Below are 26,016 nucleotides of genomic sequence, written 5' to 3'. Positions count from 1 at the left end.
ACTCACCGACAAGACTATATGCCAACAACTTTTTTAAACTTAATCTAACATCGCTAAATAAGACGATGGATTTTTACGTTGACCATCTTTTACTACTTCATAATGTAAATGTGGACCTGTACAACGACCTGTACAACCTACATTTGCAATGTGATCGCCAGCATTCACTCGATCACCCACACTCACAATTAGACGTGAAGCATGTGCATAGCGTGTTAAATAACCATTACCATGATTAATTTCAACATATTGACCATATCCTGTGCCCCACCCTGACTTTGTCACAATACCAGGACCAGTTGCATAGATTGGTGTCCCTGTTGGGGCTGCCAAATCTAAACCAGAGTGATTTTCTGCACGACCACTCATCGTACGACCACCATAACTTGAACTTACACGAGAATTAGGAAGCGGATGAGTTACCAACCATGAATAAGGATTTGATTTATTAAATTCAGAAGATACTAACTTCTTGCCTAAAACATCATTATTAATTTCAGTTGCTTTCTGATTATTTCGTAATGTTACTAAAACCTTTGCTGCTGGTGCTTCATCTTCTTGGTATGAACCTTGAGCAAGTGTTTTTGTTAATTGTTCTAATCTATCAATTGGTTGATTTTTTGTAGAATTTAACTCAACCAAATCTGCAAATGATGCTGTAGCAGCAGAAACTGCTATTGAAAAAGCAAAAATAATACGACGCGTTAGCATATAAACCTCATAAATAACCCTCACAAATCTTTCTAGATGGCATCAATCCTTGATATCTAGTCAGAATAACGCATAAGATTAGAACATAATCATGGAGAAAACATGTATGTCAGAACCTATCAACGTTTTCCAACCCACTAGAAAACAAGTAAAAACTGGAAACCTAACGTTTCTCTCTACACAAGTTTCCACATGGCAGAAACTTACAAATCTCATTCAACCACATTTACCACAGCCTGAGCAGTGGCAAGTTGCCTGTTACCAAAATGGTATCTTAACCGTCACTGGACTGAACCAAGCCATGATCAGTCAACTCGCCTATCTCCAAAAGCAATATATCATTCAGCTTTCGAAAATTGATGAATTAAAAGACTTGCATAAAATTCAAGTCCGTCTAAGAAGCCCATTAAAAGAAACACCTAAAAAAAGTGTTATTCCAAAACAACTTAGTGCTGACACTCAAGAAATGCTCAAGAATGCTGCTGACTTTATTCATGACCCTAAGCTTAGCCAAGCTTTATTACGTTTGGCAAGTAAAGAAGATAAATAAGATGAAACGTATTATATGCTAATTTTGCTTAAAATTTGTGATGTAATTAACATTTAACATTATTTTACAAAAGCTATTCTGATACTGATAATGCTTTATATCACACTAACGTACTTAATCGGGCAGCTATCCATGTTATCAAATGTTACAATTTCATAGCTATTAGGATTACTTTTGACATTGCGTAACAGCTGATTATTGAGTGCATGACCAGATTTGTAACCATCGAACTTAGCAATAATCTGATGCCCTAGCAAATATAGATCACCAACAGCATCTAATATTTTATGTCGAACAAACTCATCTGAGTAACGTAGACCTTCTTCATTGACGACACCATTATCATCAACACCGATTGCATTTTCTAAACTTGCACCTAAAGCAAGATTATTTGCCTTTAAGTAATCTAGATCCTTCATAAAACCAAAAGTACGTGCATCACTAACCTCATATACAAATACTTCTGTAGAAAAATCAATAGATGCTGACTGGTATTCTTTTTTAAATGCTGGATGATCAAAATCAATTGTAAAATTTAATTGAAAACCGTCATGCGGTGTAAAGATTGCTCTTTTATCATCAATCAATGCTTCAACAGGTTTTAATATTTTAATAAACTTTTTCGGTGCTTCTTGCTCTTGTAATCCGCCCTGCATAAGCAAATAAATAAATGGACCCGCACTTCCATCCATAATTGGTACTTCTGAAGCAGAAACTTCAATAATTAAATTATCAATTCCTAAGCCCGCAATGGCACTCATAACATGTTCAATTGTGCCAACTTTTGCTTTTTCTTGCACTAAGTTTGAGCACATAAATGCTTCTTGAATTAGCATTGCATCTGCTGGAATATCAACAGGTGGATTTAAATCAATACGGCGAAAAACAATACCTCCATCAGCATGGTGAGGTACAAAGTTCATCAGTACTTTCTGACCACTATGCAAACCAATACCACTTGCTTTTACTACACGTTGTAAGGTACGTTGTTTCAGCATATTTCTTCAATCGCCTACAGAAAAATCGCTTATACGTTAGCATATTTAGCTATTGATAAAAAATAAAAAGGTAGTTATTCACTACCTTTTTATCTTTAAATGAGAATTCACACCAATCAAAAACTACTTACGTTGTTGATTTTTAAGATATTCCTGAATACTCATTGGTGTAGGTCTAGAAACTCCTGCACCTGCAGAAGATGACGTATTTTGACTACCATCTTCACCTCTGCGCTGAATTGCAGGTACATCATCCTCATCTACCGTCGCAGCTTGAGATGAATGAACAGTACGTTTAACAGGTTCAACTGCATCTGCTGAATTTCGTGTTAAACCTGTAGCAATCACAGTAACACTGATTTCATCACGTGCATCTGGATCAAATACAGTTCCATAAAACACCTGACCTTCATCCAAGTCAGCAATTTGATTTACAACATCAGTGATTTCTTCAATTTCACCGAATGTAACATCATCACCGCCTGTAACATTAATTAAAATGCCTTTAGCGTTCATAATTGTTACATTGTCTAGTAATGGACTACGAATCGCTTGTTCCGCCGCTTGACGAGCACGTGTTTCACCACGACCAGTACCTACACCCATCATTGCATAACCACGAGTACTCATGGCAGTTTTTAAATCAGCAAAGTCAAGGTTAATATGACCAGGACGAACAACTAAATCAAAAATACTACGTACTGCATTTAATAAAACATCATCTGCTTTCTTATATGCATCTTTCATTGAAATATCGCGAAAGACTTTCAATAATCTTTGGTTTGGAATAATAATTAAAGAATCAACATGTTGCTCTAATGCTTCAATGCCTTTTTCAGCAGATTGCAAGCGGCGCTTACCTTCAAAATTAAACGGTGTAGTTACAACACCAACCGTTAAAATTCCCATTTCCTTAGCAATTTCAGCAACAACAGGCGCAGCACCTGTACCAGTACCACCACCCATACCAGCAGTGACAAATACCATATCTGTCCCTTCTAGTTGCAAGCGAATCATCTCACGACTTTCTTCTGCCGCTGCTTGACCTACTTGTGGATTTGCACCTGCACCTAAACCACGTGTACTTTGTTCACCTAACTGAATTGTAAATTCAGCTTCCATACGATCTAAGGCTTGTTTGTCAGTATTTGCACAAACAAATTTCACACCTTGAATATCAGATTGCAACATATGCTGAACAGCATTACCACCAGCACCACCTACACCAAAAACAGTGAAACGGGCTTGGCCGTTATTGTCTGCTTGATCATCTTCAAAAAAATCAAATGATGCCATGACCTTTAGATTTCCTAATTCGCTATTGGCAGCCACTAAAGCCCGTATACTGCCTTGTTCTTAAAAAAAATTGTTTAAAGGATGCGTCTCTATAACCAACTTGTCAAGTACAAGTCATCATTCACCGACTTTCCCACAATAACTTGCAACAACTTCACTAAAAAATTGACTTTAATTTGTCATTTAAACTCGAGCATGCTCGACCAATGCGTCCCCAGAAAGATAATGACTCTAGCTCTTCTGTTTCAGCAATTGTATCTTGTGCATAAGTTTGGCTATACATTAACAAACCAGCAGCAGTAATATACTGCGAACGGCGCAATGAAGCCTGATTTTGCTCATCTGCATATACTTCTACAGGAGAGTTACCTAAGTGTGCAGATACACCTAAGATCGTACGTGCCAAACTCACCATACCTTCGATTTGACTTGCATCACCTGCAAGCACAACACCATGATATAAACCATGAATTGCACCGCTTTGTTCCAATTCATTTCGAATTTGACTGAAAATTTCATCATAACGCGCAATAATAATTTCAGCTAATTCTATACGGCTAATGGTTTGAGGACCGTCTATACCTTGTATTTGTATCATATGATCTGGCTTAACGACACTTAAATCAACACAGCCATAGAGTAATTTAATTCTCTCTGCCTCTTCTGTGGTTGTTTGTAACACCGCTGCAATATCACGAGTAACATGTTCACCACCACGCTGAATAGTATGAGCGAAAGCTAAACGACCATCTAAATATACAGCTAAACTTGTCGTACCAGCTCCAATGTCGACAAGACAAACTCCATATTCTTTTTCATCTTTTAAAAGCGTTGCCTCGGCAGTAGCAAGATTTGAAACAACCATCTTTTCCACACCAATATTAGCACCTTTTAATGCCCGATCTAAATTTTGCATTGTACTAATCGGTAACATCATTAATTGATAATGTGCAGTCATACTCTGTGCAGACATTCGAATTGGATTTTGTACCCATTCGCCAGAATCATCTAAATCAAAACCTAAAGGCACAGCACTCACCAAATAATGATCAGATGTTAAATGGCTTGCTTTTGCTAACTCTAACGCACGTACAACCTCACTCGTTGTAATTGTGTGATCGTGGTTTTCAATTGGTGTACGTCCTACGGCATAAAAGCTTTTTAATTCTGTACTTGGAATAGATATCCATGCTGAATGTACTCGACATTCAGCCATATCTTCTGCTTCTTGGACGGCATTTTTAATTGCTGTTATTACTTTATCGAGACTAACAATTTTTCCTTTACTCATGCCTCGGTTACGAGCCGTCGCCATTCCAATTACTTGGATCTTATTCGGCTCATGTACCTTACCAATCAAAACTGAAACCTTGTGTGTCCCAATGTCTATTGCCACAACCGAGGGAACAGCTTCACTCATTATTTCGCTACCATTACATATATGTCTGATTTATGGCATAAAGCCTATTATTTATAAAGCCTATTATTATGGCTTTATCCCTACTTCATTCGCAATGCTTATGTCATTGCTCGTTACAACAAAATTACCATTTACAATCTTTGGCGCTACAGCATTTTTCCATTGTATTGCCAATCCATTTCTATAACGAACATCAATTGCAGCAATTTGATTCCAAACAGGTTTTAAGTCATGCTGTGCTAAATAACTTAGTCGCTGTAGCTTACTCATCATTTGATCCTGATCTACAATAACACGGAAACCAGAGTCAAACTGCATAAACCAAGTCATACGATCTGTTAAATAAAGCTCTTTTAAGCGCATATTCATTGGCGCAAACAATTGATTAATTTCGTTATAGCGCCTCATCATCATTTTTGATTGATGGCTAGGACCATGTAATAGTGGTAATTGCTGATTATTTTTAGTGAGTGCTTCTGTAAATACATCACCACTATCACTTAATAATCGTCCCGTTCCCCATCGAGCAATCGCATGTTTAGGCATTACTCGAACTTTAATCGCATTAGGCCAAGCACGAGATACAACCACACGATCTACCCAAGGAAGCTCTAATGCTTTATCGCGAACTTGCTTTAAATCAGATGTAAAATAATTATACTTCACAACTGGCATCACATGATTTATGACTTGTGATTTTTCAGTATCCGACTGAGCACCTACAACCTCAAGATCTGCAATTTTGGCATTTGTGATTACGTTATATAAACCAAATATTCCCAAAATCAAAACCGCCATTGCAATCAGTAACAATAACCAACCACCAAAATTCGCAAGCTTTTCTTTACGAGATGGTGGCTTGTCATGAATGGATGTAATTGCTACTTTTTTACGACGTATTGAAGCTGGAAGCTGAGCCATAATTTAGTGTGCCACTTCCGTTAATGTTTGCTCAAGAATTGCCACACATAATTCGTCAAAATTATAACCTACAGCTTGTGCAGCTTTTGGTACTAATGAGTGACTCGTCATTCCTGGTACAGTATTCACTTCTAACAACCAAAAATTACCGTCATGATCCTGCATGGCATCGATACGCCCCCAACCACTTGCTCCAACTGCTTGGAAAGCTCTTAAACTTAATGCTTGAAGACGTTTTTCTTCCTCTTCAGTTAAGCCACATGGAATACCATACTGCACGTCATTACGATTATATTTTGCTTCATAATCGTAAAATGCAACATCTTCTGGTGGTTGTAAGCGAATAACAGGAAGTGCTTGGCCATTAAGAACAACAATCGTAAATTCACGACCTGTAATCCATTTTTCAGCCATTACAATCGCGTCATGTTGGGTTGCTTTTTCAATTGCAGTCGCAAAGTCTTCCATTTTCTCAACTTTACTCATACCAATACTTGAACCTTCATGTACTGGTTTAATGATAAAAGGTAAGCCAATAGAATCTACAATTTCTTGTAAATCTGAATCTTTTGTAACAATACGATACGGTGCTGTTGGTAATTCTGAACCTTGCCAAACCTGTTTAGTTTTGACCTTATCCATTCCAATTGCTGAACCTTGGACACCTGTACCTGTATAAGGAATATCAAGCCATTCAAGCGCACCTTGAATTTGACCATCTTCTCCACCACGACCATGCAATACAATAAATGCGCGATCGTACTGTTTTAGATCAGTAATACTTTGCTCTTTAGGATCAAAACCTTCGGCATTTACCCCTGAGCGAAGCAATGCTTCAAGTACAGCTTTACCACTGTCTAATGACACCTCACGTTCAGCAGATTTACCACCAAACAACACGGCAACTTTGCCGAACTTAGAAGCATTTGTCACTTTGATATCCTTAAATTTTATTAATCTGCAATTAAAACCAAATCACATTAAGTGATTATTTTAAATATAAATTATTTTGAGCAAGTTCAACAGAAATTGCACCAACATTACCTGCACCTTGCGTTAATAACAAGTCGCCAGACTGTAATACATTTTGCATTACATTTTGAAGATTTCCTTCAACTGGATCGATTAAAATCGGTTCTACTTGTCCACGCAAACGAATGCTACGTGCTAATGCACGGCTATCAGCACCCACAATTGGCTTTTCACCCGCAGGATACACCTCTAACAATAACAATTGATCAACTTGAGATAAAACATCTACAAAATCATCAAAACAATCACGTGTACGGCTAAAACGGTGTGGCTGGAACATCATCACCAAACGATGGTTTGGATGACTTGCACGTGCCGCTTTAATCGTTGCTTCGACTTCTTTAGGATGATGACCATAATCATCCACAAGTTTTACATGACCATCTTCAAGTTCAAATTCACCTTGAACTTGGAAACGACGACCAACACCACTAAAACTTTCTAAAGCACGACAAATTGCACCATCAGAAACGCCTTCATCTGTTGCAATACCAATTGCTGCAAGAGAATTTAGAATATTATGTGCACCCGGCATATTAATTGTGACACGAAGTGGCTCACGATCTTTACGTAAAACTGTAAAGTGAGATTGCATGCCGTCTTGCTCAACATCTACTGCACGAATGTCGTTATCTTCATTAAAGCCATAAGTTAAAACTGGACGACCAATACGTGGCATGATTTCACGCACATCTTCATCATCACCACAAACAACAGCTAAACCGTAAAAAGGAAGACGTTGTAAGAATTGAACAAAAGTATCTTTTAACGTATCAAAACTACCGCCATAGGTATCCATATGATCGGCATCAATATTCGTTACAATTGCAGCCATTGGTTGTAAATGTAAGAAAGATGCATCCGATTCATCTGCTTCAGCAACAATATAACGGCTGGCACCTAAAGCTGCATTTACACCTGTACGGTTAAGTAAACCACCAATAACATAAGTCGGATCTAAATTTTCCTCAGCTAACATACATGTTATTAGGCTTGTTGTTGTCGTTTTACCATGTGTACCTGCAACAGCAATACCATGACGATAACGCATGAGTTCGCCTAACATTTCAGCACGGCGAACCACTGGAATACGATTTTCAATTGCAGCTTTAATTTCTGGATTTTCAGGATCAATTGCTGTTGAAACAACTAACACATCTGCATCTTTAATATTGTCTGCTGTATGCCCGATATAAACTTTAATCTTATTTTCTTCAAGCTGAGCGGTCGTTTTTGATGCTTTAATATCAGAACCTGAAACTTGGTAGCCTTGGTTTTTTAACACCTCAGCAATACCACACATACCTGCACCGCCAATACCAACAAAATGGAGGTGTTTTACACGACGCATTTCAGGGACTTTAATTAACTTTTTCGCTTGATCAGCTGGAGTTGAAAGAGACATATTTTTCTCGGATTACAATTCTTGAATTAAACGAACCACTTGTTTGGTTGCATCTGGTTGAGCATGTTGACGTGCTTTTACTGCCATTTCAGACAATAACTGACGATTCATCAACGGTGCTAAAATTTCTTTTAAACTTTCAGGTGTCATCGTTGCTTGTGGGCAAATTTTTGCAGCATGAATATTTGCTAAAAATTTAGCATTTGCAGTTTGATGATCATCTACAGCAGTGGGTAGTGGCACAAATACAGCCGCTACACCAGCTGTTGCTATTTCAGTAACAGTCAATGCACCTGCACGACAAATCACAAGATCTGCATTTGAATATGCTTTTGCCATATCTTCAATAAATGGCTGTACTTCTACACTTAAAGTCTCAGGCTTATCTTGATAACGAGCCAATGTTGCTTCAGCATGATTTTGTCCACATTGATGATAAACATTCATTGGAACATTAAGTTGTTTTAATGCCTCAGGAACACGTTCATTTAATGCTTGAGCACCTAATGAACCACCCACAATTAAAATACGTAATGGTTCACCCGCTTTTTCACGCTCTTGATAACGCCAAGATGGGCTTAAAATATCAGTAATTTCTTTACGAACAGGATTGCCTGTTGTGACCACTTTTGTACTTTCAGGAAAAGTATTTGGAAAAGCTTGGCAAACTGTATTTGCAAAACGAGAAAGCTGTGTATTTGTAAATCCTGCAACTGCATTTTGCTCATGAATAATTACAGGAATACCTAAAATTCTCGCTGCCAAACCACCAGGTCCTGCAACATAACCACCAAAACCAGCAACAGCTTCTACTTTAAGCTGTTTCATATAACGCATAGCGCTCATTGTAGCTTTCATGATTTTAAAAGGCGCTGTTAACTTACGAACTAAACCATTACCTCGTACGCCTTGAATATCAATTTGATAAATTGGAATATTATGATTTTTTAATAATCTATTTTCCATGCCTGATGGTGTTGCCAACCAAGATACTTCTACACCTTGTTGTTGCAATTCTTTTGCAACAGCTAATGCTGGAAAAACATGTCCACCCGTACCGGCGGCCATCATCATGACATGTTTAGGCTGTTTTTGCTGAGCTTCGGTCACGGTCTAATTCTTCAATTTAAATATGGCTAATGAGAGTTCTTTATAAGTCATCAATTGTAATCACAAACGCATAGGCATGAAAGTTTATTTAGTTCTTTTCTCTGCGCATTTTATTGTTTTTTCCCACAGTTCTTAAAGTTTAAACAAGTTTTATTATTAATTTTCAACAAATAGACCTAATTTCAAACACCTATATAAATGCTATTTAACTTTTTCTTCAAATTGGCTATTTTGTAACAAATATAACATTTATAAAGCTTTTAGCTCACTCCAACTTTTTAAGTCTATATTTAATATATAAATTAATTTTTCCACTTTATCCGATATCTTTTTATACAGCGATATTTTTTCTTCACAGCAATACTTATCTAGAAGTTCAATATTTTTTTGCTCAAAACTAATATCATTATAATACGAGTTTTAAAGGACTTAATCCTTTAAAACTCAATAATTATAGATGATGACTTTATTTTTTACCTTGCTCTAAAACTTCAAATAAATCATCAGCAATTGAAGTTCCAAATTGTGTATCAATTTCACGGATACATGTTGGACTAGTTACATTAATTTCAGTGACATAATTACCAATCACATCTAAACCTACAAAAATCAATCCTTTTTCTCTTAAAAATGGACCCACTTTTGCAGCAATAGCCTTATCATTTTCAGTTAAAGGGCGCGCTTCACCACGACCACCTGCAGCTAAATTTCCACGGGTCTCGCCATTTTGTGGAATACGAGCTAAACAATAAGGTATAGGCTCTCCATTCACCATTAAAATACGCTTATCACCATCAACAATTTCAGGAATATATCGTTGAGCCATAATCGGCTGTTGACCCATATTCGTTAACATTTCCAACGTAGAACCAATATTAGCTCCACTTGCGGTTAAACGAAAAATTCCCATCCCCCCCATGCCATCTAGTGGTTTAACAATGACATCTTGATGTTGCTCAATAAATTCACGAATTAAACTTTGCTGTGAAGTCACCAATGTTGGAACTTGTAATTCAGGGAACTGTGTAGCAAATAGTTTTTCATTGCAATCACGTAAGCTTTGCGGTTTATTAATAATCCACACACCTTCTCGCTCTGCTTGCTCTAAAATATAAGTGCTATATACAAAGTTCATATCAAAAGGCGGATCTTTACGCATCAATACAACATCATAAGCTGCTAGTGATTCTTTTTGCTTATCACCTAACTCATAATAATGATTGTAATCTTCGAATACTTTTAAAGGAGAGATCAAACCAAAAGCTTTGCCATGATCAATATATAAATCTTGTTGTAATACATAGCCGAGCTCGTGTCCTCTACGCGATGCAGCCCAAAGCATTGCCATCGTTGAATCTTTTTTTAGATTGACGTTTTCAATTGGATCCATCACAACAAGTACACGCATGTTCTCTGCTCTATTAAAATAATCTAAAACAAAGTATAGCCGAGAATCTAAGTCATGTTGATAAAATAGAATACTTAAAAATATAAGAGCACCACTCGATTTTCTTTTTCAATAATCTCTAAGCACACCAATCACGCCTCAAATTATCTCTTCTATTTAAAAGATCTGTACCGTATTAAACAGAAAATAAATTTCTTTTTTAATATATATTTACACTAATATTCTTTCTATTTTTAACCATTCCACCAACAATAGCCCAAAGCCAAAATAATTGAATAAATTTTACACAACCACTAAAAAAGGAAATAACGTTATGAATCAATTATTCAAACTAGATGAAATGCTTACACCTAAAATAGTCACCGTTCTTTATTGGTTAGGTCTCATTGCTATTGTCATTAGTGCAATCTCTGTTCTTTTCGGTTTTGGCGCATATCAATATTTAGGTTTCTTCCAAAGATTGATCTATGCCATCTTGATTCTTATTTTTGGTGGACTAATGGTGAGAGTCTACTCTGAATTATTGATTGTCATTTTTAAAATCTATGAAAATTTGAAAAAAATTGCTGATCGACAATAACCTTTAATTGTTGGACTAATAAATTTTATTAGTCCAACTCTCTTTATATTTTTTGATGATTTAACGTCCATATTATATCCATAATTTTCCGTGATATATGTAGTACTATGTATTTAAAATATAGTGATTAATCACAATATTAAAAATCCTAAAAACTTTTAGGTGACACATTTTATTCTTAAAAATAGGAGTCACATCCTCATGAAACTTCGCCATTCTCTACTTATTTTTTCATCTCTTTTAATTCCATTTACAGCTGTTAATGCAGATAATTTAAAAGGCTGTGCAGCAAAAAAACAAAATATTGAAAACCAAATTCAATATGCGAAACAAGCTGGAAATACTCACCGAGTACAGGGCTTAGAACGTGCATTACAAAAAACGAATACTTACTGTAATGATGAAAGTTTAAATAAGGATCGCTTAGAAAAAGTCAGTGAAAAAGAACGTAAAGTTCAAAAAAGACAGCAAGAGCTAAATGAAGCAAAATCTAAAAATGATAGTAAAAAAATTGAGAAAAAACAGAAAAAACTTGCCGAAGCAAAAGCTGAATTAAATGAAGCTAAGCTAGAACTTAAGCGATAAAACTAAAAACCCTTAATTTCAAATTAAGGGTTTTTTATTGTCTAAATTTATAAATATATTATTAATTATTCTTCCATAAAAGATGACCTTGCCCAATTGTCATGGTTCTTGGCGAAATTCGTGCAATAACCTCTGCTGAACATGAAGCATTAAATAGACTTAGATCTGCCACATCACCAACCATTGGCCATTGAATCTCCCCTTCATCATTTAAAGGTGTTTTCCCCGTAGCAAAATAAAGAGCTCGTGATAAATGGTATTCATTTGCCCACCCATAAAGCTGAGACAAGATATTGGCACGCTCAATAATGTCACCCTGACCAAATGGCGTCCAATGATCTGTAATACTATCCGTTCCAAGTTCTACATTCACACCCAAAATTCGAAGCTCTTCAAGCGGCATCTTAAATTGAATTGGTACGCTACTCACCAATTTGACACCCAAATTTTCCATCTGAGATGCATATTCATCTAACTGGTTATCTCTATAAATATCATGTAAAACAAATGCATGACTTACAGTAACTTTATGCTTTAGATTTGGATTTTGCTCTAATAATTTAAACAAATACTTTAATGTTTTTTTCCCTGCATCATTTCGTTCATGTAAATGGATATCAATTTTTTTATTGAAATCTAATGCTAATTGGAATGTTGTTTCTAATGATTTTTCTAAATTTCCATCTACAGCATTTGGATCTAATCCCCCTATTGCATCACATCCCATTGCTAAAACTTCTTTTATTAATGGAACCGTATTATCACGTAATAGACCATGCTGAGGAAAAGCAGCTGTTTCATAAGAAATAGAATGTGATTTTTTTTGTTCTAATAAGTTTTGAATAATTTCAAAATGACGGATTCCTACTGTTCTATCAACATTACAATGATTAAAAATTTTAGTCGTTCCCTTTGAGATAATTAAATCTAAAATGGCTATTGCACGTTGCTCTACAAAAGGTGCTTGCTTAGGCAATAGCTGTTTTTCCATTGCAATCATATCAAGCACCGTTTTATTTTCTTCGGCTGCTTTCCACGGTCCACCATAATATGTTTTATCTAAATGAATATGACCATCTTTAATTCCTGGTAATGCAAGGGAGCCTCTTCCATCTAAAATATCGAGTTCTTTTAAATGTTCAGGTATTTCATTCCAAAAAATATCTTTAATTTTACCGTGATCAATATAAAGTGTTGCTTCTTGCGTCTGTGTACCAATAACAACACCTTCTTCATTTTTTAGAAAACCTGTTTCTAATAAAATATTTTTAAGTAAATAAGCTTGAACTGACATCTTAAACTCCCTATTTGCATTATAAAAATAATGCTTAATAAAAAGAAAAATAAATTAATTTAAGAAATTAAGTTATAAGGAATATATTAAAACTAAATCAAAAAAATAGAATTTCTGTATCTTAGGTAATGAATTAAAATTTTAAAATTAAGTTTACAATTAAATCATTAATCATCTTACGACATCTTGAGTACAAATGAAAATTAGCTTTAAAAACACTCAAAAAAATCAAATAAAATTTTATTTTTCAACAAATTACAACTACATAATAAAACTTAATTAAGTTAAATCCCCATTTATAATTAAAAAAATGTTTTAAATAGAGATAAAAAATACCTCATCATGGTAGCTGCTTATGTAAAAAAATTACATTTTTAATTAGCCAAGATATTCATACCATTTATTATTGTCATTGCAGCTTATGTAGAAAATAAAGTGGAACAACATCAAACACAGCAACGCTTATTCATCATAAAAATTTTGAATGGTTAAGTGGATTTGAATTGACCAAAACTTATAAAAAAGAGACTGGATTTACTGCGAACTTTTGTACATTATGTGGTTCAACTCTTCCAAATCAGGTTCCTAGTTTGGCATTAATGTGGATTCCTTTAGGGGCATTAGATAATGAGATTACACCGAAAAATCGCTCTTAAGTTTTCATATTCAATCAAAAGCACTTTGGTCTGAAACAATGAGTGTTCAACAAGAATATTTAGCACTTCCATCAAAAGATGATTTAGAAAAATTTTTTCCTTCATAATATTTAATACAACCCATTACATATGGATCATAATTCTCATGACAAAAATAAATAAAACCTATCTAATTTATGGCGTAAGTAGAGGATTAGGACAAGCAATTATGCATTCAGTTCCTAAAAAAACTGATAAAATTTATGGAATTTCACGAAGTAAACCTGACACATTAGACAATTTAATTTGGGTCCCTGCTGATTTATCTAACCCTTGTATATCAACAAAAAAAGTAAAAAAATCATATCAAATGAAAAAATTGATGTGCTTATTTATAATGTAGGAATTTGGGAAAATACCGCTTTTACAGCTGAATATAATTTTCAAAAAGTTTCAGCAAATGAAATAACGAATATTATCAATACAAATATTACAACTTGCATTCAATCTATTCAGATATTTATAGAAAATTTAAAACTATCAAATAATGCCAAAATTATTTTAATTGGATCTACATGGGGAATAGAAAACCATAATGGTTCTGAAGTTGTATTTTCTGCAACAAAATTTGCATTAAGAGGCATTACACATGCTTTAAGAGAAATATTACGTGAATATAAAATAGGCGTTAGTGTTCTAAACTTAGGTTATATTGCATCTGATTACAATATGAGTATTCCAACAGAACAAGTATTAAAAGAAACATCCTACACATTAATTCCCCTATCTGATGTCATAAAAGCAATTCAGTTTATTATTTCTACAAGTAAAGCAACATGCATTAAAGAAATTTTAATGCCTGCTATGCTAGACCAAAATATCTAGAAAAATAAACTAATCCTGATCTTAAATCTGCTATAAACAGTACTATTAATTAAGATCAAAGTGATCATGAATTGCATGAGGAGGAAAAATGCGAAGAAAAATCATAAACTTTAGTCTAGACCAAGAAAATGACTGGATTGCTCATTTAGATTGTGATCATAGCCAACATGTCCGCCATGATCCTCCTTGGCAAAATCGCCCATGGGTTATGACGGAAATAGGTAGAAGAGGCAAACTCGGTTCAGAACTCAACTGCAAAATATGTGATATTTCTAAACAATAAAAATCACATATTTTATTTCAATAATTTTACAATTTCATTAAATTCACGTCGTTGTGCATGCTCTAATGCGCTCACATTATGTCGATCGCTAATATTTTTATCCGCACCTGCATCTAGTAAAATTTTTATAATTTCAACTTGATCTCTACCACCATCACCAAGTACAACAGCTTCCATCAATGCGGTCCAACCAAGGCTATTCACATGATTAATAGGATAGTTTTGAGTATTTGCAAGTAATCTAACCGTCTCGACATGCCCCTTTTCTGCTGCAGGAATTAAAGCTGTACCACCATATCTATTATAAATAGAAAAATCAGGTTGATGTTGAAGCATTAACTCAACAAGCTCAGTATCTCCTTCAGCCCCTGCATATAAAAATGGTGAGTTTTTTATTTGATCTTGAGTATTTACATCGGCACCAGCTTGAATAAAAAGCTTTGCGATTTCAAATTTATCTTGATAGATTGCATACATTAATGGTGTCTCACCATGAGCATTTTTAATATTCAAATCCTTAGTTTTTTGAATAAAATTCTTTACTTCATCAATATTATCACGGTCTATCAATTTAAAAATTTTCGTCACACTTTGGCTAGACTCTCCTGCTATATTTTGCGAAATTGGATTTGCCTCTGAGTAACAAGAAACAGTTACACCATTCATAGCAAATATACATGCTAAAAAAAGATTCCTTTTCATATAAACAATCCTTTTCATTAAATAGTTAAAAAATACTTAACAGTTATATTATTTAGTTTAGCAAATCATTAATATTTCGCATCAATAAGAACAAACTTAATACCAAAAGATAACGTGATATTTCATTCTTAAAATTAAATATTTGATGAATTGGGGTTTTCTAATATTTTTTGTATAGAAAAACTTGCGATTTGAGCAGTGTTCAGTAATCTTTCCTCACTATATCCAGCTCGAGCCTTAGCGGATAAACCATTCATCACAACACATATAAAATCAGTCAATTGATCAGCTAAATCTGCATGCTGTTGGACAATAAAATGATGAATTTGATCAATCGCAATTTGTTGCAACTCATTAGCAATCGTTCGTGCTACTGAATCTTTACAACGCGTCCCCTCTATTACGAGACAGCCACATTTTTCAGGATTTCTAGCATAATAATGTGCTGCAATTTTTAAAATTTGACTAAGACAGTCATCTAAAGGTTTATGTTCATCTAGTAACGTTTTTAATGGAATTCCATCAAATAACGTATAACGCTTTAAAACTCGTTGATATAATTCTGCCTTACTACCAAAAGCTGCATAAAAGCTTGGTGGATTAATTCCTAATTCTTTTGTTAAATTAGCAACACTTACAGCATCATAGCCATATTCATGAAAGAGTAATTGTGCCTTTTCAATTGCCATATCAATATTAAATGAACGAGGACGACCTGATGTTTTTATTAATTTTGTAGTGATCACTACAATTTCTCTTGCAAATATTCCAAAGTCCATTATATATTATGTATCAATCACTACATAATATATAATTTGAGAACATGAATGGGAAAATATACAAATAAATCTGTTTTAGTTTTAGGTGGTAGTCGTGGCATTGGCGCTGCAATTGTAAAAAAATTTGCCTCTGAAAATGCAAAAGTCACATTCACTTATGCAGGTTCGAAACAAGCAGCTGAACAACTTGCTCAAGAAACTGGTAGCCAAGCTCTTTTTGTTGATAGCGCTGATCGTGATTCAGTAATCTCTTGTATCAAGAATTTAGACACTTTAGATATTCTAGTTGTAAATGCTGGCATTGGTGTTTTTGGTGATGCTTTAGATTTAGACCCGAATGATATTGAACGGTTATTTCAAATTAATATTCATACCCCCTATTATGCTGCTGTAGAAGCTGCACGAAAAATGCCTATAGGTGGCAGAATTATCATTATTGGCTCAGTCAATGGTGACAGAATGCCTGTAGCAGGTATGGCAGCTTATGCTGCGAGTAAATCTGCTTTGCAAGGACTGGCTCGTGGTTTAGCTCGTGATTTTGGGCCTCGTGGCATTACTATAAATGTAATTCAGCCAGGTCCTATTGATACAGATGCTAATCCTGCTGATGGACCAATGAAAGATGTATTGCATGCATTTATGGCAATTAAACGACATGGTACAACAACAGAAGTAGCGAATATGGTCGCTTGGCTTGCAGGCTCCGATACAGACTTTATCACAGGTGCTATGCATACCATTGATGGTGGTTTTGGTGCTTAAAATTATTATTCAATAACGAATAAAAAGGAAGCATCTGCTTCCTTTTTATTTTCATCTGATGAACTTAAATACCATATTGAATACGATATTCTTCCATTTTTGCTAATGCTCCAGTTTCACCTTTAGCTTCCAAGAAATTCATTAAATCTTTCATTGTTACTAAAGCATGCACTGGAATATTCAATTCTTTTTGAACTTCTTGAATAGCAGATAAACCACCTTGCCCTTTTTCTTGACGATCTAAAGCAACAAGTACACCTGCAATTTCAGCACCTGCTTTTTTAAGAATGCTGACAACTTCACGAATTGCTGTACCTGCTGTAATCACATCATCAATAATCCATACTTTTTTGCCTTCAACTGAAGCACCAACAAGTACACCGCCTTCTCCATGATCTTTCGCCTCTTTACGGTTAAACCCCCAAGGTACACTTACACCATGATTTTGCGATAAAGCCACAGCTGTTGCAGCAACAAATGGAATTCCTTTATAAGCTGGACCAAAAACAACTTCAACATTTTCACATTTAATTAAAGTATCTGCATATCCTGAAGCCAATAAGGATAAAGCTTCACCATCATTTAATAAGCCAGCATTAAAAAAATAAGGACTCACACGACCCGATTTTAAAGTAAACTCACCAAATTTAAGTACACCTCTTGATAAGGCAAGTTCGATAAAAGCTTGAGGGTTAAACTGAGCTGGCGATGTCATGAGGTGCTCCAAAATTCATAAATTGAGGTTATGACTACATATGATACCAAAGAGTAGCTATCCAAGTGATCAAAAAATTCTTCGTGTTGTTTCAATTAACGTAAATGGCTTGCGCTCATCTGTAACTAAAGGTCTGCTTGAATGGTTAGAAAAGTCAGATGCAGATGTGGTTTGTATGCAAGAAAGTCGTATTACTCATGCACAGTGGACAGATAAATTTAAACCTAAAGGTTGGTATACTCACCTTTTTCCTGCAGAACGTCCTGGTTATGCTGGCACAGCCATTTATAGTCGTTTACCTTTTGTATCTGTGACAGATGGTCTTGGTTTTGAACTTGCCGATTCCCAAGGACGGTTTATTTCAGCTGAGTTTGATTTAGGTTTAGATCAAACTGCACATATCTGTTCTTTATATCTACCTTCCGGTTCATCTGGCGAAGAAGCTCAAGCTCGTAAAGATCATTTTTTAGATGAATATCAAAAAATACTCAAACAATGGCGTGAAGAAAATAAATCTATCATCGTTTGTGGTGACTACAATATTGTACATAAACGTATTGATATCAAAAACTGGTCTGGCAATCAAAAAGCATCTGGATGCTTACCACATGAACGTGCATGGTTAGATCATATTTATGATGACTTGGGCTATGTCGATACATTCCGTGAAGTACGTAAAGAAGCTGAGCTATATTCTTGGTGGTCTAATCGTGGACAAGCCAGAGCCAAAAATGTAGGTTGGCGTATTGATTACCAAGCATGCTCGCCTGATTGGAAATATCGTACTGTTAATGCTTGGGTGTATAAAGAAGAATGGTTCAGTGATCATGCCCCAGTTATCATTGATTATAAAATTTAATACCCAACTAAACCAATAGAAATTAGTGAACACACGTACACTTAGTAATGTGAAATTTCCTACAATCAGTGTGGATGTTTAGCCGTTTACCTTTATTTCAAATAGATGCAATATAGCACCACGGCAAAGGGAAGATGTCAGGATGACAGCAAAAGGATAGGACGCCGTAGGATGAAATGAACAGTAGCAATATTGTTCTCAAGGATGTGACATTGGACGTTGAAATGAGACCCGCAAATCAGGACGATTAGTGCGGGTTTTCTCTTTTGTATCGTTAACAAAATTATCATCTCATATTAAATATGAACAAAATTCACCCACCACTTTATCTTCAAAAATCATTTTTACGACACAAGATAGAAACAGTATAGAATTTCAGCTAGGCTAATCAATAATTAGATTTTTATCAGGATGTTTTATGCTCACAATTTATGGTATTAAAAATTGTAATTCAATGAAAAAAGCTTTTGATCTTGTTTCTGAGCTCAACATCAAATATGAGTTTCATGATTATAAAAAGCTAGGTATTGATGCTGGAACGCTAAAAAAATGGTTAGATGCTAAAGGTCAAGATCTTATTTTAAATAAAAAAGGAACGACTTGGAAAAAATTAACCGAAACTGAACAACAACAAGCTCTATCAAATCAAGAAAGCCTTATTCAGGCGCTTATCACACATACTAGCTTAATTAAGCGTCCTGTTATCGATACTGGTCATAGCTTTATTGTTGGCTTTAATGAAGATGAAATTCGTGCTTTAAAATAGTACTATAAAAATAAATAAAAAAGCCTGAAGTATTACTCAGGCTTTTTTATCTAGTGCTATATCTTTAAAATTAATTATCACGTATCCAAGTCTGATTACGACCTAATGCAGCAACTCCAATATAGCCACGTAACTCAAGTTTCTGTCCATTTGAAGCTAATTGTCCTTTTAAGCTATAACTTTTACCTGTTTTAGGGTCCAAAATAGTGCCCCCCTCATATTTTCCACCTACATTTTTCAAATCACGTACAATCGTTAGTCCCTTTAATGACTTACCTTTGTAAGGACCTTCACATTTAGTACAAGCATTTTCTTCCCCTTTCGTCAAAACAGTTTGAATGGTTGCAGACAACGTACCATTTTTTTGTTCGGTAAATTTAACGAGGGCTTTAGGTTCTTTCGTTTTATCATCAATTGTTTTCCATACTGTGCCATTTAAAGGATCGGCAGCATATGAAAATGCCATAAAGCTTAATAATCCTAATGCTGTTGTAATTTTTTTCATTTCTCATTTCCCTTGGTCTAATGTGTCTAAATAAGACGATTTAAGTATTCAGAAAACACCACAATTTTGCAATTTATGAGTGTGACCGTTTAGTATTATCTTGTAAAATCATCAATATTAGTATGAATATTTTTTAATTAATAACATGATATATTTATTAAATAAAGTCATCCTACCCGCAATCACTTATCAATTATTTTATAAAATCATAAATTGAAGATTTATTCATTTTCGGTGTGAATTTCATAATAATCAACAAGAGTTGGATCATTTAAAGCATCATCTATCCATGCTTTAACTGCAAAATGATTTAAAATTTTATCAATATATTGTTGAGTATTTTCACTCACTGGTAATCCATATGTTTTGATACGTATGGCTATAGGTGCATAAAAAGTGTCGGCTATAGAAAAATCTCCACATAAAAAATGATTCACATCTGGACGCTCTAACCAAATTTTTTCTATTCTTGTGAGTTCTTCATGAAGTTGAATATTTTCAGCCCAAATTTTTTTTCCTATATTTTGAAAATTGGCACGAATGTTCATGCTACATAACTCTCGTAAATATGGAAATCCACTATGCATCTCTGCTGAAATACAACGTGCACGTGTTCTTGTTTTAAAGTCTATTGGCCATAATTTTTTTTCAGGAAATTTCTCTGCTAAATATTCAGCAATTGCTAATGTATCCCATATCAAAAAATCATCATCAAGAAGTGCTGGCACTTTTCCTGCTGGATTGATCTCTTTAAATACCCCTCCTTGTTTTTTTTCATTTGGATAGTGCATTAATACTTCTTGAAATGGTAGGTCAAATGCTTTGAATAAAATCCATGTTCGCATAGACCAACTTGAATAATTTTTCTGTGCAATAAAAAGTTTCATCAATATTAATCCTTAATATTTTTTAATTTTCCTAATTGTTCTAACAATTTTTCTTCTGTAAATGTACCTGTAAGCCTTAAGCCTCGTATCTCTTGTTGTTGTGCATTTAAAAACAAATAGGTTGGAGGTCCTAAAATATCCCACTCATTCAATAAAGCTTGATGAGTGACATCATAATCACTTAAATCTAATTTAATTAGATAAAATGCTTGTAACTCTTGTTGTACTTTTGCTGATTTCAAAATTCGATTTTCAATTGGCTGACAAGCAATACACCAGTCTGCATAAACATCAACAATCACATTTTTATTTTTAGGCGCTTGCTTTAATAATTGTTCAAACTCATGAGTATTATGAGCAATATGCCATTGATTTTGTGCTGTTGATACATGATCAAAAAATCGCTGACTTTGTTGATACTGACTATAAATCACATAAGGTAAGCTAATAACGAATAAACCAATATATAGCCATTTCCAGCGATTTTTTTGTTGATAAACGCATTTTAAGATATAAAGAATAAAACTTAATTCCAACAATAAACTTAAAACTTGTACAAATCCTGCTGACAATAATGGTCGAACAAAATACAAAGCCAATCCCAGCATAATAAATGCAAAAATGACTTTGATTTGATTCATCCATTGACCCGCTTTAGGTAATACGTGAGCACCTAAAATACTTGCCAGTAACAATGGCATTCCCATTCCTAAACCCAAGACAAAAAGCAGCAATGCACCATGCCATTGGTTTTGAGTTTGTGAAATGAATAATAATGCTCCTGCTAGTGGTGCCGTCATACAAGGTCCGACCAGTAAAGCAGAGATCATGCCCATTACAGCAGCACCAAGCAATGTCCCACCCTTTTGTACAGATTGGGCTTGATCTAATTTCTGAACAAGTACTTGTGGCAACTTAATTTCAAATAGTCCAAACAAATTAAGGGCAAACAAAATAAAAAGACAACTGAATGCAATTAAGGTGGATGGCTGTTGTAACCAACGTTGAAAATTAAGCCCAGCTGATGACGCAATTAAACCAAGGATGGCATAAACTGATGCCATGCTACAAACAAAAACCAGTGCAATTATCCATGCTTTAACACCCCGCTGATCTCGAACAATCAGTGATGTCAAAATCGGTAACATTGGTAATGAACATGGTGTAAAAGCTAATAAAATACCTAGACCAAAAAATAATATAAATCCATAAATCCAATGATTACTCACCAGCTTTTGTGACCATATTTGATCATCTGCTGTATTTTCAGTAGCACTTGTATTTAAAGTAGATGTAGATAATTTTTCTGCATTTTGTAATGTTGATGTTGGTTTTTCTTTTTGTATTTGATTTGCTAAATCTAAATTTTTTTTCCTATGAAGTCCTGTTATTCCTTGATTTTGAACTTCTACCAAACCATCAATATTGGTTTTAAATTCAATAAATTGTGGTGGATAACAAATTCTATCTTTCGCACAACCTTGCCATTTCACAACATAGGTTTGAGATGCCTGAGTTGGAACTTCAAATTTAACAGAATTAAAGTAAACTTGAGTATTCCCATAATTTTCATCGTACAAATCATGTGCTTTTGGCAACTTTAAAAGAATGTTTTTTTGATTATCTTTAACTGAAAACTGATATTTATATAAATAATAATTTTCAGGAATATTCCAACTTAGTTCCGTATTATTCTGATTTTTCGATTCAACTGAAAATGAAAAAGCATCTTCTGCAGAAAGTAAAGGTTCTTCAGCATGCACGAAAAATGTTAGAAGTGATATAAATACCGCAACTAACCACTTCAAAATTTGAATACCCTTTAACTGATTCTCATCACGATGCTTATTCATTATTTTACTAAAAACTTAGAATAGATATGAAACACCTAAACCCGCATGATAGCTATCTGCCGATCCATTCAAATCTATTGCAATACTTGCATCTAATTGAGTACGTCCATTCGGTGCATAAATAATACCCGAACCTAAAGCGTACTCAACATTTGTCCCTTCTGCTTTTTTATAAATAAACTCAGAAAAACCAGACCACTTTTCCGTTAATTTATAACCAATATTGGGAACGGCTGTTACCGATAATTTATCACCTTCATGCGCATAAAGCATAGTAATTGCTGTTGTTAAATCTGGGGTATATTTATAAGAAACAGAACTGCCTAAAGTATAAATATCACTATCATTAGTAAACTTTTCATTGCCTGTTGCAATTTGTGCTTCAGCCAAAATAGCCATGGATAATTTTTCATCATTTAGGTCTATTGCTTGTTTTAGACCAATGCTGATATCACCTAAACCATGTTCTTTTTCAGTACGTCCAGCCGTGGTTGTACGTGACCAACCTGGTCCCTGCCATCCCAAACGTAACTCTAAATTATCTGTTAAGCCAGTTCTCAACATCATATCGGCATGGACAGTTGTCGTTTCAACATTTTGTCCATCAATAAATGACTTTTTATAGCTTGCTGTTGGTAATGCTTGCTCCCAAGCTAAACTTCCTACTGGTGTTGTACCTGTACTAAAGCTTGCACCTGGACGATCAAAAGAGAACTCTGAAGCAAATGCTTGTGTACTTAAACCAGCAACAACAATCAATCCAACATTTTTTAATATTGACATATTTTTATCTCAATTAAATATTTAACTCTTTTGTCATTTTTGCACCATGACTACGAAGAAGTTCTAAAGCCTCTTTTTCTTCAGCTAAGGCATCAGACCAATTAATTTCATCAAAATCACAATCAAAGAATAAATCACTAATTGAAGATAAAATAGTTAAACCATCTTCATCAACGGTATTAGGATCTACTTTTTCTTCTAAAAGGCGTTTCACAGCTGGTACACATGCAGCGCTCGCAGCATCCCAAAGTGGCCCATAAATTTCTTCAACATCCCACAAATGTAAATTAATTTTAGCTTTAATCAAAGCATCTAAAATATCAAGATGAACGGCTAATTTAGTATCTTTTTCACTTTGAGTTAATGCTTCACCAGACTCATAAGCTTCACAAACTTCTTCCCACCATTTAAATAGCCCATCTGACCATACTGAGATCGTAGGTCCTTTTTCAGGGTCGATAAAATTTGGGTCAAGACCATCTGCCAAAAGTTCTTGCACCTGTGCAAAATTTAATTCTTCTAGTGCTTGCACAAATACTTGTTGTTGGGCTGTTAGCATGGAGATAACTCATATCAATAATTCACCACTATTATGCAGAATAATTGGAGTTTTGGTTTAAAAAATATGTAAAAAGACAAATTAAATATTAAAAAGACCCTGCTATAGCAGGGTCTTTTTAATTTAGATACTTAGATTATTCTTCGTCAGCATCAACAAATTCTGGCTGTGGTGCACGTGGATTTGCACTTTTTTCAATAACATGCTCAAGACTACGTTTCACACGATCAATTGCACCATGAATGGCTGTATCTACATTATGACCACGATGATGTACTACAACTGGTTTTAAACCAGCAGGACGAGCTTCAATCATACATTGAATATCATCGTCACCACCTTTAGCACCATTTTCATCACTTAAGTGGACAGAAAAACTCGTAATTTTTTCGCTATAACGTTGAAATTCTTGATTTAATTCGTCACGCACATATGTAATTAAACGATCACTATTTTGAATGTTTTTATCTGTACGGATTTCAATGTTCATACAATCCCATCCTCTGTCTTACTTTTTGTCTGAATCTTTTTTATACAAAACCGAATTGGCTTGGCACGTTTATCGCTTGTGATACACAAGCATTTGAACATCTTCAAATTATGTTGGAATAAACCTCCAGTCCATATTGAATGATGAACACTTTTGAGTCTGCAGATCTGTGTTCTTATATATTGAATATCGGGCCTAACTTAAAAATATGCAAGCATAATTTGAAAAAAATATCAAAAGGATACCGATCGTGACAACAAACTACTTGCGTGGTCAAAAACTTATCGAAGCAATTCAAAGTTCAAATTATTCACGTGACTTAATTGGCTATCATGGTCACCCACCTCAAGCTCAGTGGCCAAAACAATCTCGGATTGCTGTTCAATTTGTTTTGAACTATGAAGAAGGTGGCGAGAATCACATTGAGCATGGCGATCATGGTTCTGAACAGTTTTTATCAGATATTGTTGGTGCAGCAAGTTTTCCTGAAAAACATATGTCCATGGACTCTATGTATGAATATGGCTCTCGTGCAGGTTTTTGGAGAATTCATCAAGAGTTTAAAAAGCGTCATTTACCCATGACCATTTTTGGCGTAGGAATGGCACTTGTACGTAATCCGTATATTGTAAATGCTATTAAAGAGGCAAATTACGATGTTGTTTCACATGGTCAACGCTGGATACATTATCAAAGTGTAGATATTGAAACAGAGCGTCAACATATGGATCAAGCCATTAGTGTTTTAGAAACTCTCTTTGGTCATGCGCCTATTGGTTGGTACACAGGTCGAGATAGCCCAAATACACGCCAACTTCTTGCAGAATTTCCTCAAATAAAATATGACTGTGATTATTATGGTGATGATCTCCCATTTTGGAATACGCTTACCAATCGAAATGGAGAATCTCGCCCACACCTTATTATTCCTTATACACTTGAAAGCAATGATATGAAGTTTGTGTCACCAGGTGGTTTCAATAATGGTGAACAGTTCTATCAATATTTAAAGGATAGTTTTGATGTGCTCTATGCAGAAGGTGAATATGCACCAAAAATGATGTCTATCGGAATGCACTGCCGTCTTTTAGGGCGCCCAGGTCGTTTTAAAGCATTACAAAAATTTTTAGATTATGTTCAATCTCATGAACATGTTTGGATTTGTCGGCGAGGTGATATAGCGGAACATTGGTATAAATATCATGCTCCTGACATGCAAAAATAAAATCTTTTTTATTTGGCA

The 26,016-nt window shown here is 34.8% G+C and carries 27 protein-coding genes and 2 pseudogenes; 10 read left to right on the top strand and 19 right to left on the bottom strand.

Features of this window, described 5'->3' with window-relative positions; all coding sequences use genetic code 11:
* Positions 1-39: 39 nt before the first annotated feature.
* The gene (locus tag AOY20_RS04775; RefSeq protein ID WP_054580801.1) at positions 40-711 is read right to left on the bottom strand and encodes a M23 family metallopeptidase; all 672 of its coding nucleotides are present in this window, start codon (positions 709-711) and stop codon (positions 40-42) included.
* Between the two features lie 106 nt (positions 712-817).
* Between AOY20_RS04775 and AOY20_RS04770 the strand changes: the two genes are divergently transcribed.
* Entirely contained in the window at positions 818-1,261 is a 444-nt protein-coding gene (locus tag AOY20_RS04770) for a hypothetical protein (RefSeq protein ID WP_054580800.1), read from the top strand.
* A gap of 95 nt (positions 1,262-1,356) precedes the next feature.
* Here AOY20_RS04770 and lpxC read toward each other — a convergent pair whose 3' ends face one another.
* From lpxC to gshB, 8 genes are all read right to left on the bottom strand, one after another.
* Positions 1,357-2,259, bottom strand: coding sequence for a UDP-3-O-acyl-N-acetylglucosamine deacetylase (gene lpxC, locus AOY20_RS04765; RefSeq protein WP_054580799.1), 903 nt, complete (start codon positions 2,257-2,259; stop codon positions 1,357-1,359).
* A gap of 123 nt (positions 2,260-2,382) precedes the next feature.
* Positions 2,383-3,555: a cell division protein FtsZ gene (ftsZ, locus tag AOY20_RS04760; RefSeq protein WP_054580798.1), complete on the bottom strand. Its 1,173-nt coding sequence runs from the start codon at positions 3,553-3,555 to the stop codon at positions 2,383-2,385.
* A gap of 157 nt (positions 3,556-3,712) precedes the next feature.
* Positions 3,713-4,975, bottom strand: coding sequence for a cell division protein FtsA (ftsA, locus tag AOY20_RS04755; RefSeq protein WP_054580797.1), 1,263 nt, complete (start codon positions 4,973-4,975; stop codon positions 3,713-3,715).
* 66 nt (positions 4,976-5,041) lie between these two features.
* A complete protein-coding gene (locus AOY20_RS04750) occupies positions 5,042-5,896 on the bottom strand; it encodes a cell division protein FtsQ/DivIB (protein ID WP_054580796.1) in 855 nt (284 codons plus the stop codon).
* Positions 5,897-5,899: 3 nt separating this feature from the next.
* Positions 5,900-6,829 carry a D-alanine--D-alanine ligase gene (locus AOY20_RS04745; RefSeq protein ID WP_054580795.1) on the bottom strand — a complete coding sequence of 310 codons (930 nt, stop codon included), beginning with the start codon at positions 6,827-6,829 and terminating at the stop codon, positions 5,900-5,902.
* Positions 6,830-6,884: 55 nt separating this feature from the next.
* Positions 6,885-8,333, bottom strand: a complete 1,449-nt coding sequence (gene murC / locus AOY20_RS04740) for a UDP-N-acetylmuramate--L-alanine ligase (protein ID WP_054580794.1) — start codon at positions 8,331-8,333, stop codon at positions 6,885-6,887.
* Positions 8,334-8,345: 12 nt separating this feature from the next.
* Positions 8,346-9,443, bottom strand: a complete 1,098-nt coding sequence (gene murG / locus AOY20_RS04735) for an undecaprenyldiphospho-muramoylpentapeptide beta-N-acetylglucosaminyltransferase (RefSeq protein ID WP_054580793.1) — start codon at positions 9,441-9,443, stop codon at positions 8,346-8,348.
* A 466-nt stretch (positions 9,444-9,909) separates the two neighbouring features.
* Positions 9,910-10,851 (bottom strand): glutathione synthase, encoded by a 942-nt coding sequence (gene gshB, locus AOY20_RS04730; protein ID WP_054580792.1) that lies wholly within the window; start codon positions 10,849-10,851, stop codon positions 9,910-9,912.
* Between the two features lie 313 nt (positions 10,852-11,164).
* On the opposite strand from gshB, the gene AOY20_RS04725 reads away from it, so the two are divergent.
* Both AOY20_RS04725 and AOY20_RS04720 read left to right on the top strand, forming a co-directional pair.
* A complete protein-coding gene (locus AOY20_RS04725) occupies positions 11,165-11,431 on the top strand; it encodes a DUF4282 domain-containing protein (RefSeq protein ID WP_054580791.1) in 267 nt (88 codons plus the stop codon).
* A 201-nt stretch (positions 11,432-11,632) separates the two neighbouring features.
* Positions 11,633-12,016, top strand: a complete 384-nt coding sequence (locus tag AOY20_RS04720; protein ID WP_054580790.1) for a DUF1090 domain-containing protein — start codon at positions 11,633-11,635, stop codon at positions 12,014-12,016.
* Positions 12,017-12,077: 61 nt separating this feature from the next.
* Here AOY20_RS04720 and AOY20_RS04715 read toward each other — a convergent pair whose 3' ends face one another.
* On the bottom strand, positions 12,078-13,310 hold the full coding sequence (locus AOY20_RS04715; protein WP_054580789.1) for an amidohydrolase: 1,233 nt from the start codon (positions 13,308-13,310) through the stop codon (positions 12,078-12,080).
* 332 nt (positions 13,311-13,642) lie between these two features.
* Between AOY20_RS04715 and AOY20_RS15235 the strand changes: the two are divergent.
* The 3 genes and pseudogenes from AOY20_RS15235 (at position 13,643) to AOY20_RS04700 (ending at position 15,113) form a co-directional block, all read left to right on the top strand.
* Positions 13,643-13,966: pseudogene (locus tag AOY20_RS15235) on the top strand (GFA family protein).
* A 145-nt stretch (positions 13,967-14,111) separates the two neighbouring features.
* Positions 14,112-14,830 (top strand): annotated as a pseudogene (locus tag AOY20_RS04705) (SDR family oxidoreductase).
* Positions 14,831-14,918: 88 nt separating this feature from the next.
* Positions 14,919-15,113 carry a DUF3565 domain-containing protein gene (locus tag AOY20_RS04700; protein WP_054580788.1) on the top strand — a complete coding sequence of 65 codons (195 nt, stop codon included), beginning with the start codon at positions 14,919-14,921 and terminating at the stop codon, positions 15,111-15,113.
* 12 nt (positions 15,114-15,125) lie between these two features.
* On the opposite strand, the gene AOY20_RS04695 is transcribed toward AOY20_RS04700, so the two are convergent.
* Positions 15,126-15,815 (bottom strand): ankyrin repeat domain-containing protein, encoded by a 690-nt coding sequence (locus AOY20_RS04695; RefSeq protein WP_054580787.1) that lies wholly within the window; start codon positions 15,813-15,815, stop codon positions 15,126-15,128.
* Between the two features lie 134 nt (positions 15,816-15,949).
* Positions 15,950-16,561: a TetR/AcrR family transcriptional regulator gene (locus AOY20_RS04690; protein ID WP_236762036.1), complete on the bottom strand. Its 612-nt coding sequence runs from the start codon at positions 16,559-16,561 to the stop codon at positions 15,950-15,952.
* A gap of 81 nt (positions 16,562-16,642) precedes the next feature.
* Here AOY20_RS04690 and bdcA point away from each other — a divergent pair, with 81 nt between their 5' ends.
* Entirely contained in the window at positions 16,643-17,356 is a 714-nt protein-coding gene (gene bdcA, locus AOY20_RS04685; RefSeq protein WP_054580786.1) for an SDR family oxidoreductase, read from the top strand.
* A gap of 64 nt (positions 17,357-17,420) precedes the next feature.
* Here bdcA and pyrE read toward each other — a convergent pair whose 3' ends face one another.
* Positions 17,421-18,071: an orotate phosphoribosyltransferase gene (pyrE, locus tag AOY20_RS04680; RefSeq protein ID WP_054580785.1), complete on the bottom strand. Its 651-nt coding sequence runs from the start codon at positions 18,069-18,071 to the stop codon at positions 17,421-17,423.
* Between the two features lie 40 nt (positions 18,072-18,111).
* Between pyrE and AOY20_RS04675 the strand changes: the two genes are divergently transcribed.
* Both AOY20_RS04675 and AOY20_RS04670 read left to right on the top strand, forming a co-directional pair.
* Positions 18,112-18,930, top strand: coding sequence for an exodeoxyribonuclease III (locus AOY20_RS04675; protein WP_054580784.1), 819 nt, complete (start codon positions 18,112-18,114; stop codon positions 18,928-18,930).
* A 418-nt stretch (positions 18,931-19,348) separates the two neighbouring features.
* Positions 19,349-19,696: a Spx/MgsR family RNA polymerase-binding regulatory protein gene (locus tag AOY20_RS04670; protein ID WP_054580783.1), complete on the top strand. Its 348-nt coding sequence runs from the start codon at positions 19,349-19,351 to the stop codon at positions 19,694-19,696.
* 70 nt (positions 19,697-19,766) lie between these two features.
* On the opposite strand, the gene AOY20_RS04665 is transcribed toward AOY20_RS04670, so the two are convergent.
* The 6 genes from AOY20_RS04665 to AOY20_RS04640 form a co-directional block, all read right to left on the bottom strand.
* Complete coding sequence (locus tag AOY20_RS04665; RefSeq protein WP_054580782.1) at positions 19,767-20,201, bottom strand: DUF2147 domain-containing protein; 435 nt, start codon at positions 20,199-20,201, stop codon at positions 19,767-19,769.
* 221 nt (positions 20,202-20,422) lie between these two features.
* Entirely contained in the window at positions 20,423-21,088 is a 666-nt protein-coding gene (locus AOY20_RS04660) for a glutathione S-transferase family protein (RefSeq protein WP_054580781.1), read from the bottom strand.
* A 5-nt stretch (positions 21,089-21,093) separates the two neighbouring features.
* Positions 21,094-22,941 carry a protein-disulfide reductase DsbD gene (dsbD, locus tag AOY20_RS04655; protein ID WP_081403359.1) on the bottom strand — a complete coding sequence of 616 codons (1,848 nt, stop codon included), beginning with the start codon at positions 22,939-22,941 and terminating at the stop codon, positions 21,094-21,096.
* 15 nt (positions 22,942-22,956) lie between these two features.
* Positions 22,957-23,724: a transporter gene (locus tag AOY20_RS04650; protein ID WP_054580780.1), complete on the bottom strand. Its 768-nt coding sequence runs from the start codon at positions 23,722-23,724 to the stop codon at positions 22,957-22,959.
* A 13-nt stretch (positions 23,725-23,737) separates the two neighbouring features.
* A complete protein-coding gene (locus AOY20_RS04645) occupies positions 23,738-24,283 on the bottom strand; it encodes an ankyrin repeat domain-containing protein (RefSeq protein WP_054580779.1) in 546 nt (181 codons plus the stop codon).
* A gap of 136 nt (positions 24,284-24,419) precedes the next feature.
* The gene (locus tag AOY20_RS04640; protein WP_054580778.1) at positions 24,420-24,773 is read right to left on the bottom strand and encodes an HPF/RaiA family ribosome-associated protein; all 354 of its coding nucleotides are present in this window, start codon (positions 24,771-24,773) and stop codon (positions 24,420-24,422) included.
* A 250-nt stretch (positions 24,774-25,023) separates the two neighbouring features.
* Between AOY20_RS04640 and puuE the strand changes: the two genes are divergently transcribed.
* Entirely contained in the window at positions 25,024-25,998 is a 975-nt protein-coding gene (puuE, locus tag AOY20_RS04635) for an allantoinase PuuE (RefSeq protein ID WP_054580777.1), read from the top strand.
* Positions 25,999-26,016: the final 18 nt, after the last annotated feature.

It is taken from the genome of Acinetobacter equi, from assembly GCF_001307195.1.
GTDB classification, from domain to species: Bacteria; Pseudomonadota; Gammaproteobacteria; order Pseudomonadales; family Moraxellaceae; genus Acinetobacter; species Acinetobacter equi.
Note: the sequence above shows the minus strand (reverse complement) of the source record. Positions and strands in the feature narration are given on the sequence as shown.

Excerpts from the sequence above, each read along its gene's own strand:
- AOY20_RS04775 (WP_054580801.1), bottom strand. The coding sequence starts at position 711 with ATGCTAACGCGTCGTATTATTTTTGCTTTTTCAATAGCAGTTTCTGCT.
- AOY20_RS04770 (WP_054580800.1), top strand. The coding sequence starts at position 818 with ATGTCAGAACCTATCAACGTTTTCCAACCCACTAGAAAACAAGTAAAA.
- lpxC (WP_054580799.1), bottom strand. The coding sequence starts at position 2,259 with ATGCTGAAACAACGTACCTTACAACGTGTAGTAAAAGCAAGTGGTATT.
- ftsZ (WP_054580798.1), bottom strand. The coding sequence starts at position 3,555 with ATGGCATCATTTGATTTTTTTGAAGATGATCAAGCAGACAATAACGGC.
- ftsA (WP_054580797.1), bottom strand. The coding sequence starts at position 4,975 with ATGAGTGAAGCTGTTCCCTCGGTTGTGGCAATAGACATTGGGACACAC.
- AOY20_RS04750 (WP_054580796.1), bottom strand. The coding sequence starts at position 5,896 with ATGGCTCAGCTTCCAGCTTCAATACGTCGTAAAAAAGTAGCAATTACA.
- murC (WP_054580794.1), bottom strand. The coding sequence starts at position 8,333 with ATGTCTCTTTCAACTCCAGCTGATCAAGCGAAAAAGTTAATTAAAGTC.
- gshB (WP_054580792.1), bottom strand. The coding sequence starts at position 10,851 with ATGCGTGTACTTGTTGTGATGGATCCAATTGAAAACGTCAATCTAAAA.
- AOY20_RS04725 (WP_054580791.1), top strand. The coding sequence starts at position 11,165 with ATGAATCAATTATTCAAACTAGATGAAATGCTTACACCTAAAATAGTC.
- AOY20_RS04720 (WP_054580790.1), top strand. The coding sequence starts at position 11,633 with ATGAAACTTCGCCATTCTCTACTTATTTTTTCATCTCTTTTAATTCCA.
- AOY20_RS04715 (WP_054580789.1), bottom strand. The coding sequence starts at position 13,310 with ATGTCAGTTCAAGCTTATTTACTTAAAAATATTTTATTAGAAACAGGT.
- AOY20_RS04700 (WP_054580788.1), top strand. The coding sequence starts at position 14,919 with ATGCGAAGAAAAATCATAAACTTTAGTCTAGACCAAGAAAATGACTGG.
- AOY20_RS04695 (WP_054580787.1), bottom strand. The coding sequence starts at position 15,815 with ATGAAAAGGAATCTTTTTTTAGCATGTATATTTGCTATGAATGGTGTA.
- bdcA (WP_054580786.1), top strand. The coding sequence starts at position 16,643 with ATGGGAAAATATACAAATAAATCTGTTTTAGTTTTAGGTGGTAGTCGT.
- pyrE (WP_054580785.1), bottom strand. The coding sequence starts at position 18,071 with ATGACATCGCCAGCTCAGTTTAACCCTCAAGCTTTTATCGAACTTGCC.
- AOY20_RS04675 (WP_054580784.1), top strand. The coding sequence starts at position 18,112 with ATGATACCAAAGAGTAGCTATCCAAGTGATCAAAAAATTCTTCGTGTT.
- AOY20_RS04670 (WP_054580783.1), top strand. The coding sequence starts at position 19,349 with ATGCTCACAATTTATGGTATTAAAAATTGTAATTCAATGAAAAAAGCT.
- AOY20_RS04665 (WP_054580782.1), bottom strand. The coding sequence starts at position 20,201 with ATGAAAAAAATTACAACAGCATTAGGATTATTAAGCTTTATGGCATTT.
- AOY20_RS04660 (WP_054580781.1), bottom strand. The coding sequence starts at position 21,088 with ATGAAACTTTTTATTGCACAGAAAAATTATTCAAGTTGGTCTATGCGA.
- dsbD (WP_081403359.1), bottom strand. The coding sequence starts at position 22,941 with ATGAATAAGCATCGTGATGAGAATCAGTTAAAGGGTATTCAAATTTTG.
- AOY20_RS04650 (WP_054580780.1), bottom strand. The coding sequence starts at position 23,724 with ATGTCAATATTAAAAAATGTTGGATTGATTGTTGTTGCTGGTTTAAGT.
- AOY20_RS04645 (WP_054580779.1), bottom strand. The coding sequence starts at position 24,283 with ATGCTAACAGCCCAACAACAAGTATTTGTGCAAGCACTAGAAGAATTA.
- AOY20_RS04640 (WP_054580778.1), bottom strand. The coding sequence starts at position 24,773 with ATGAACATTGAAATCCGTACAGATAAAAACATTCAAAATAGTGATCGT.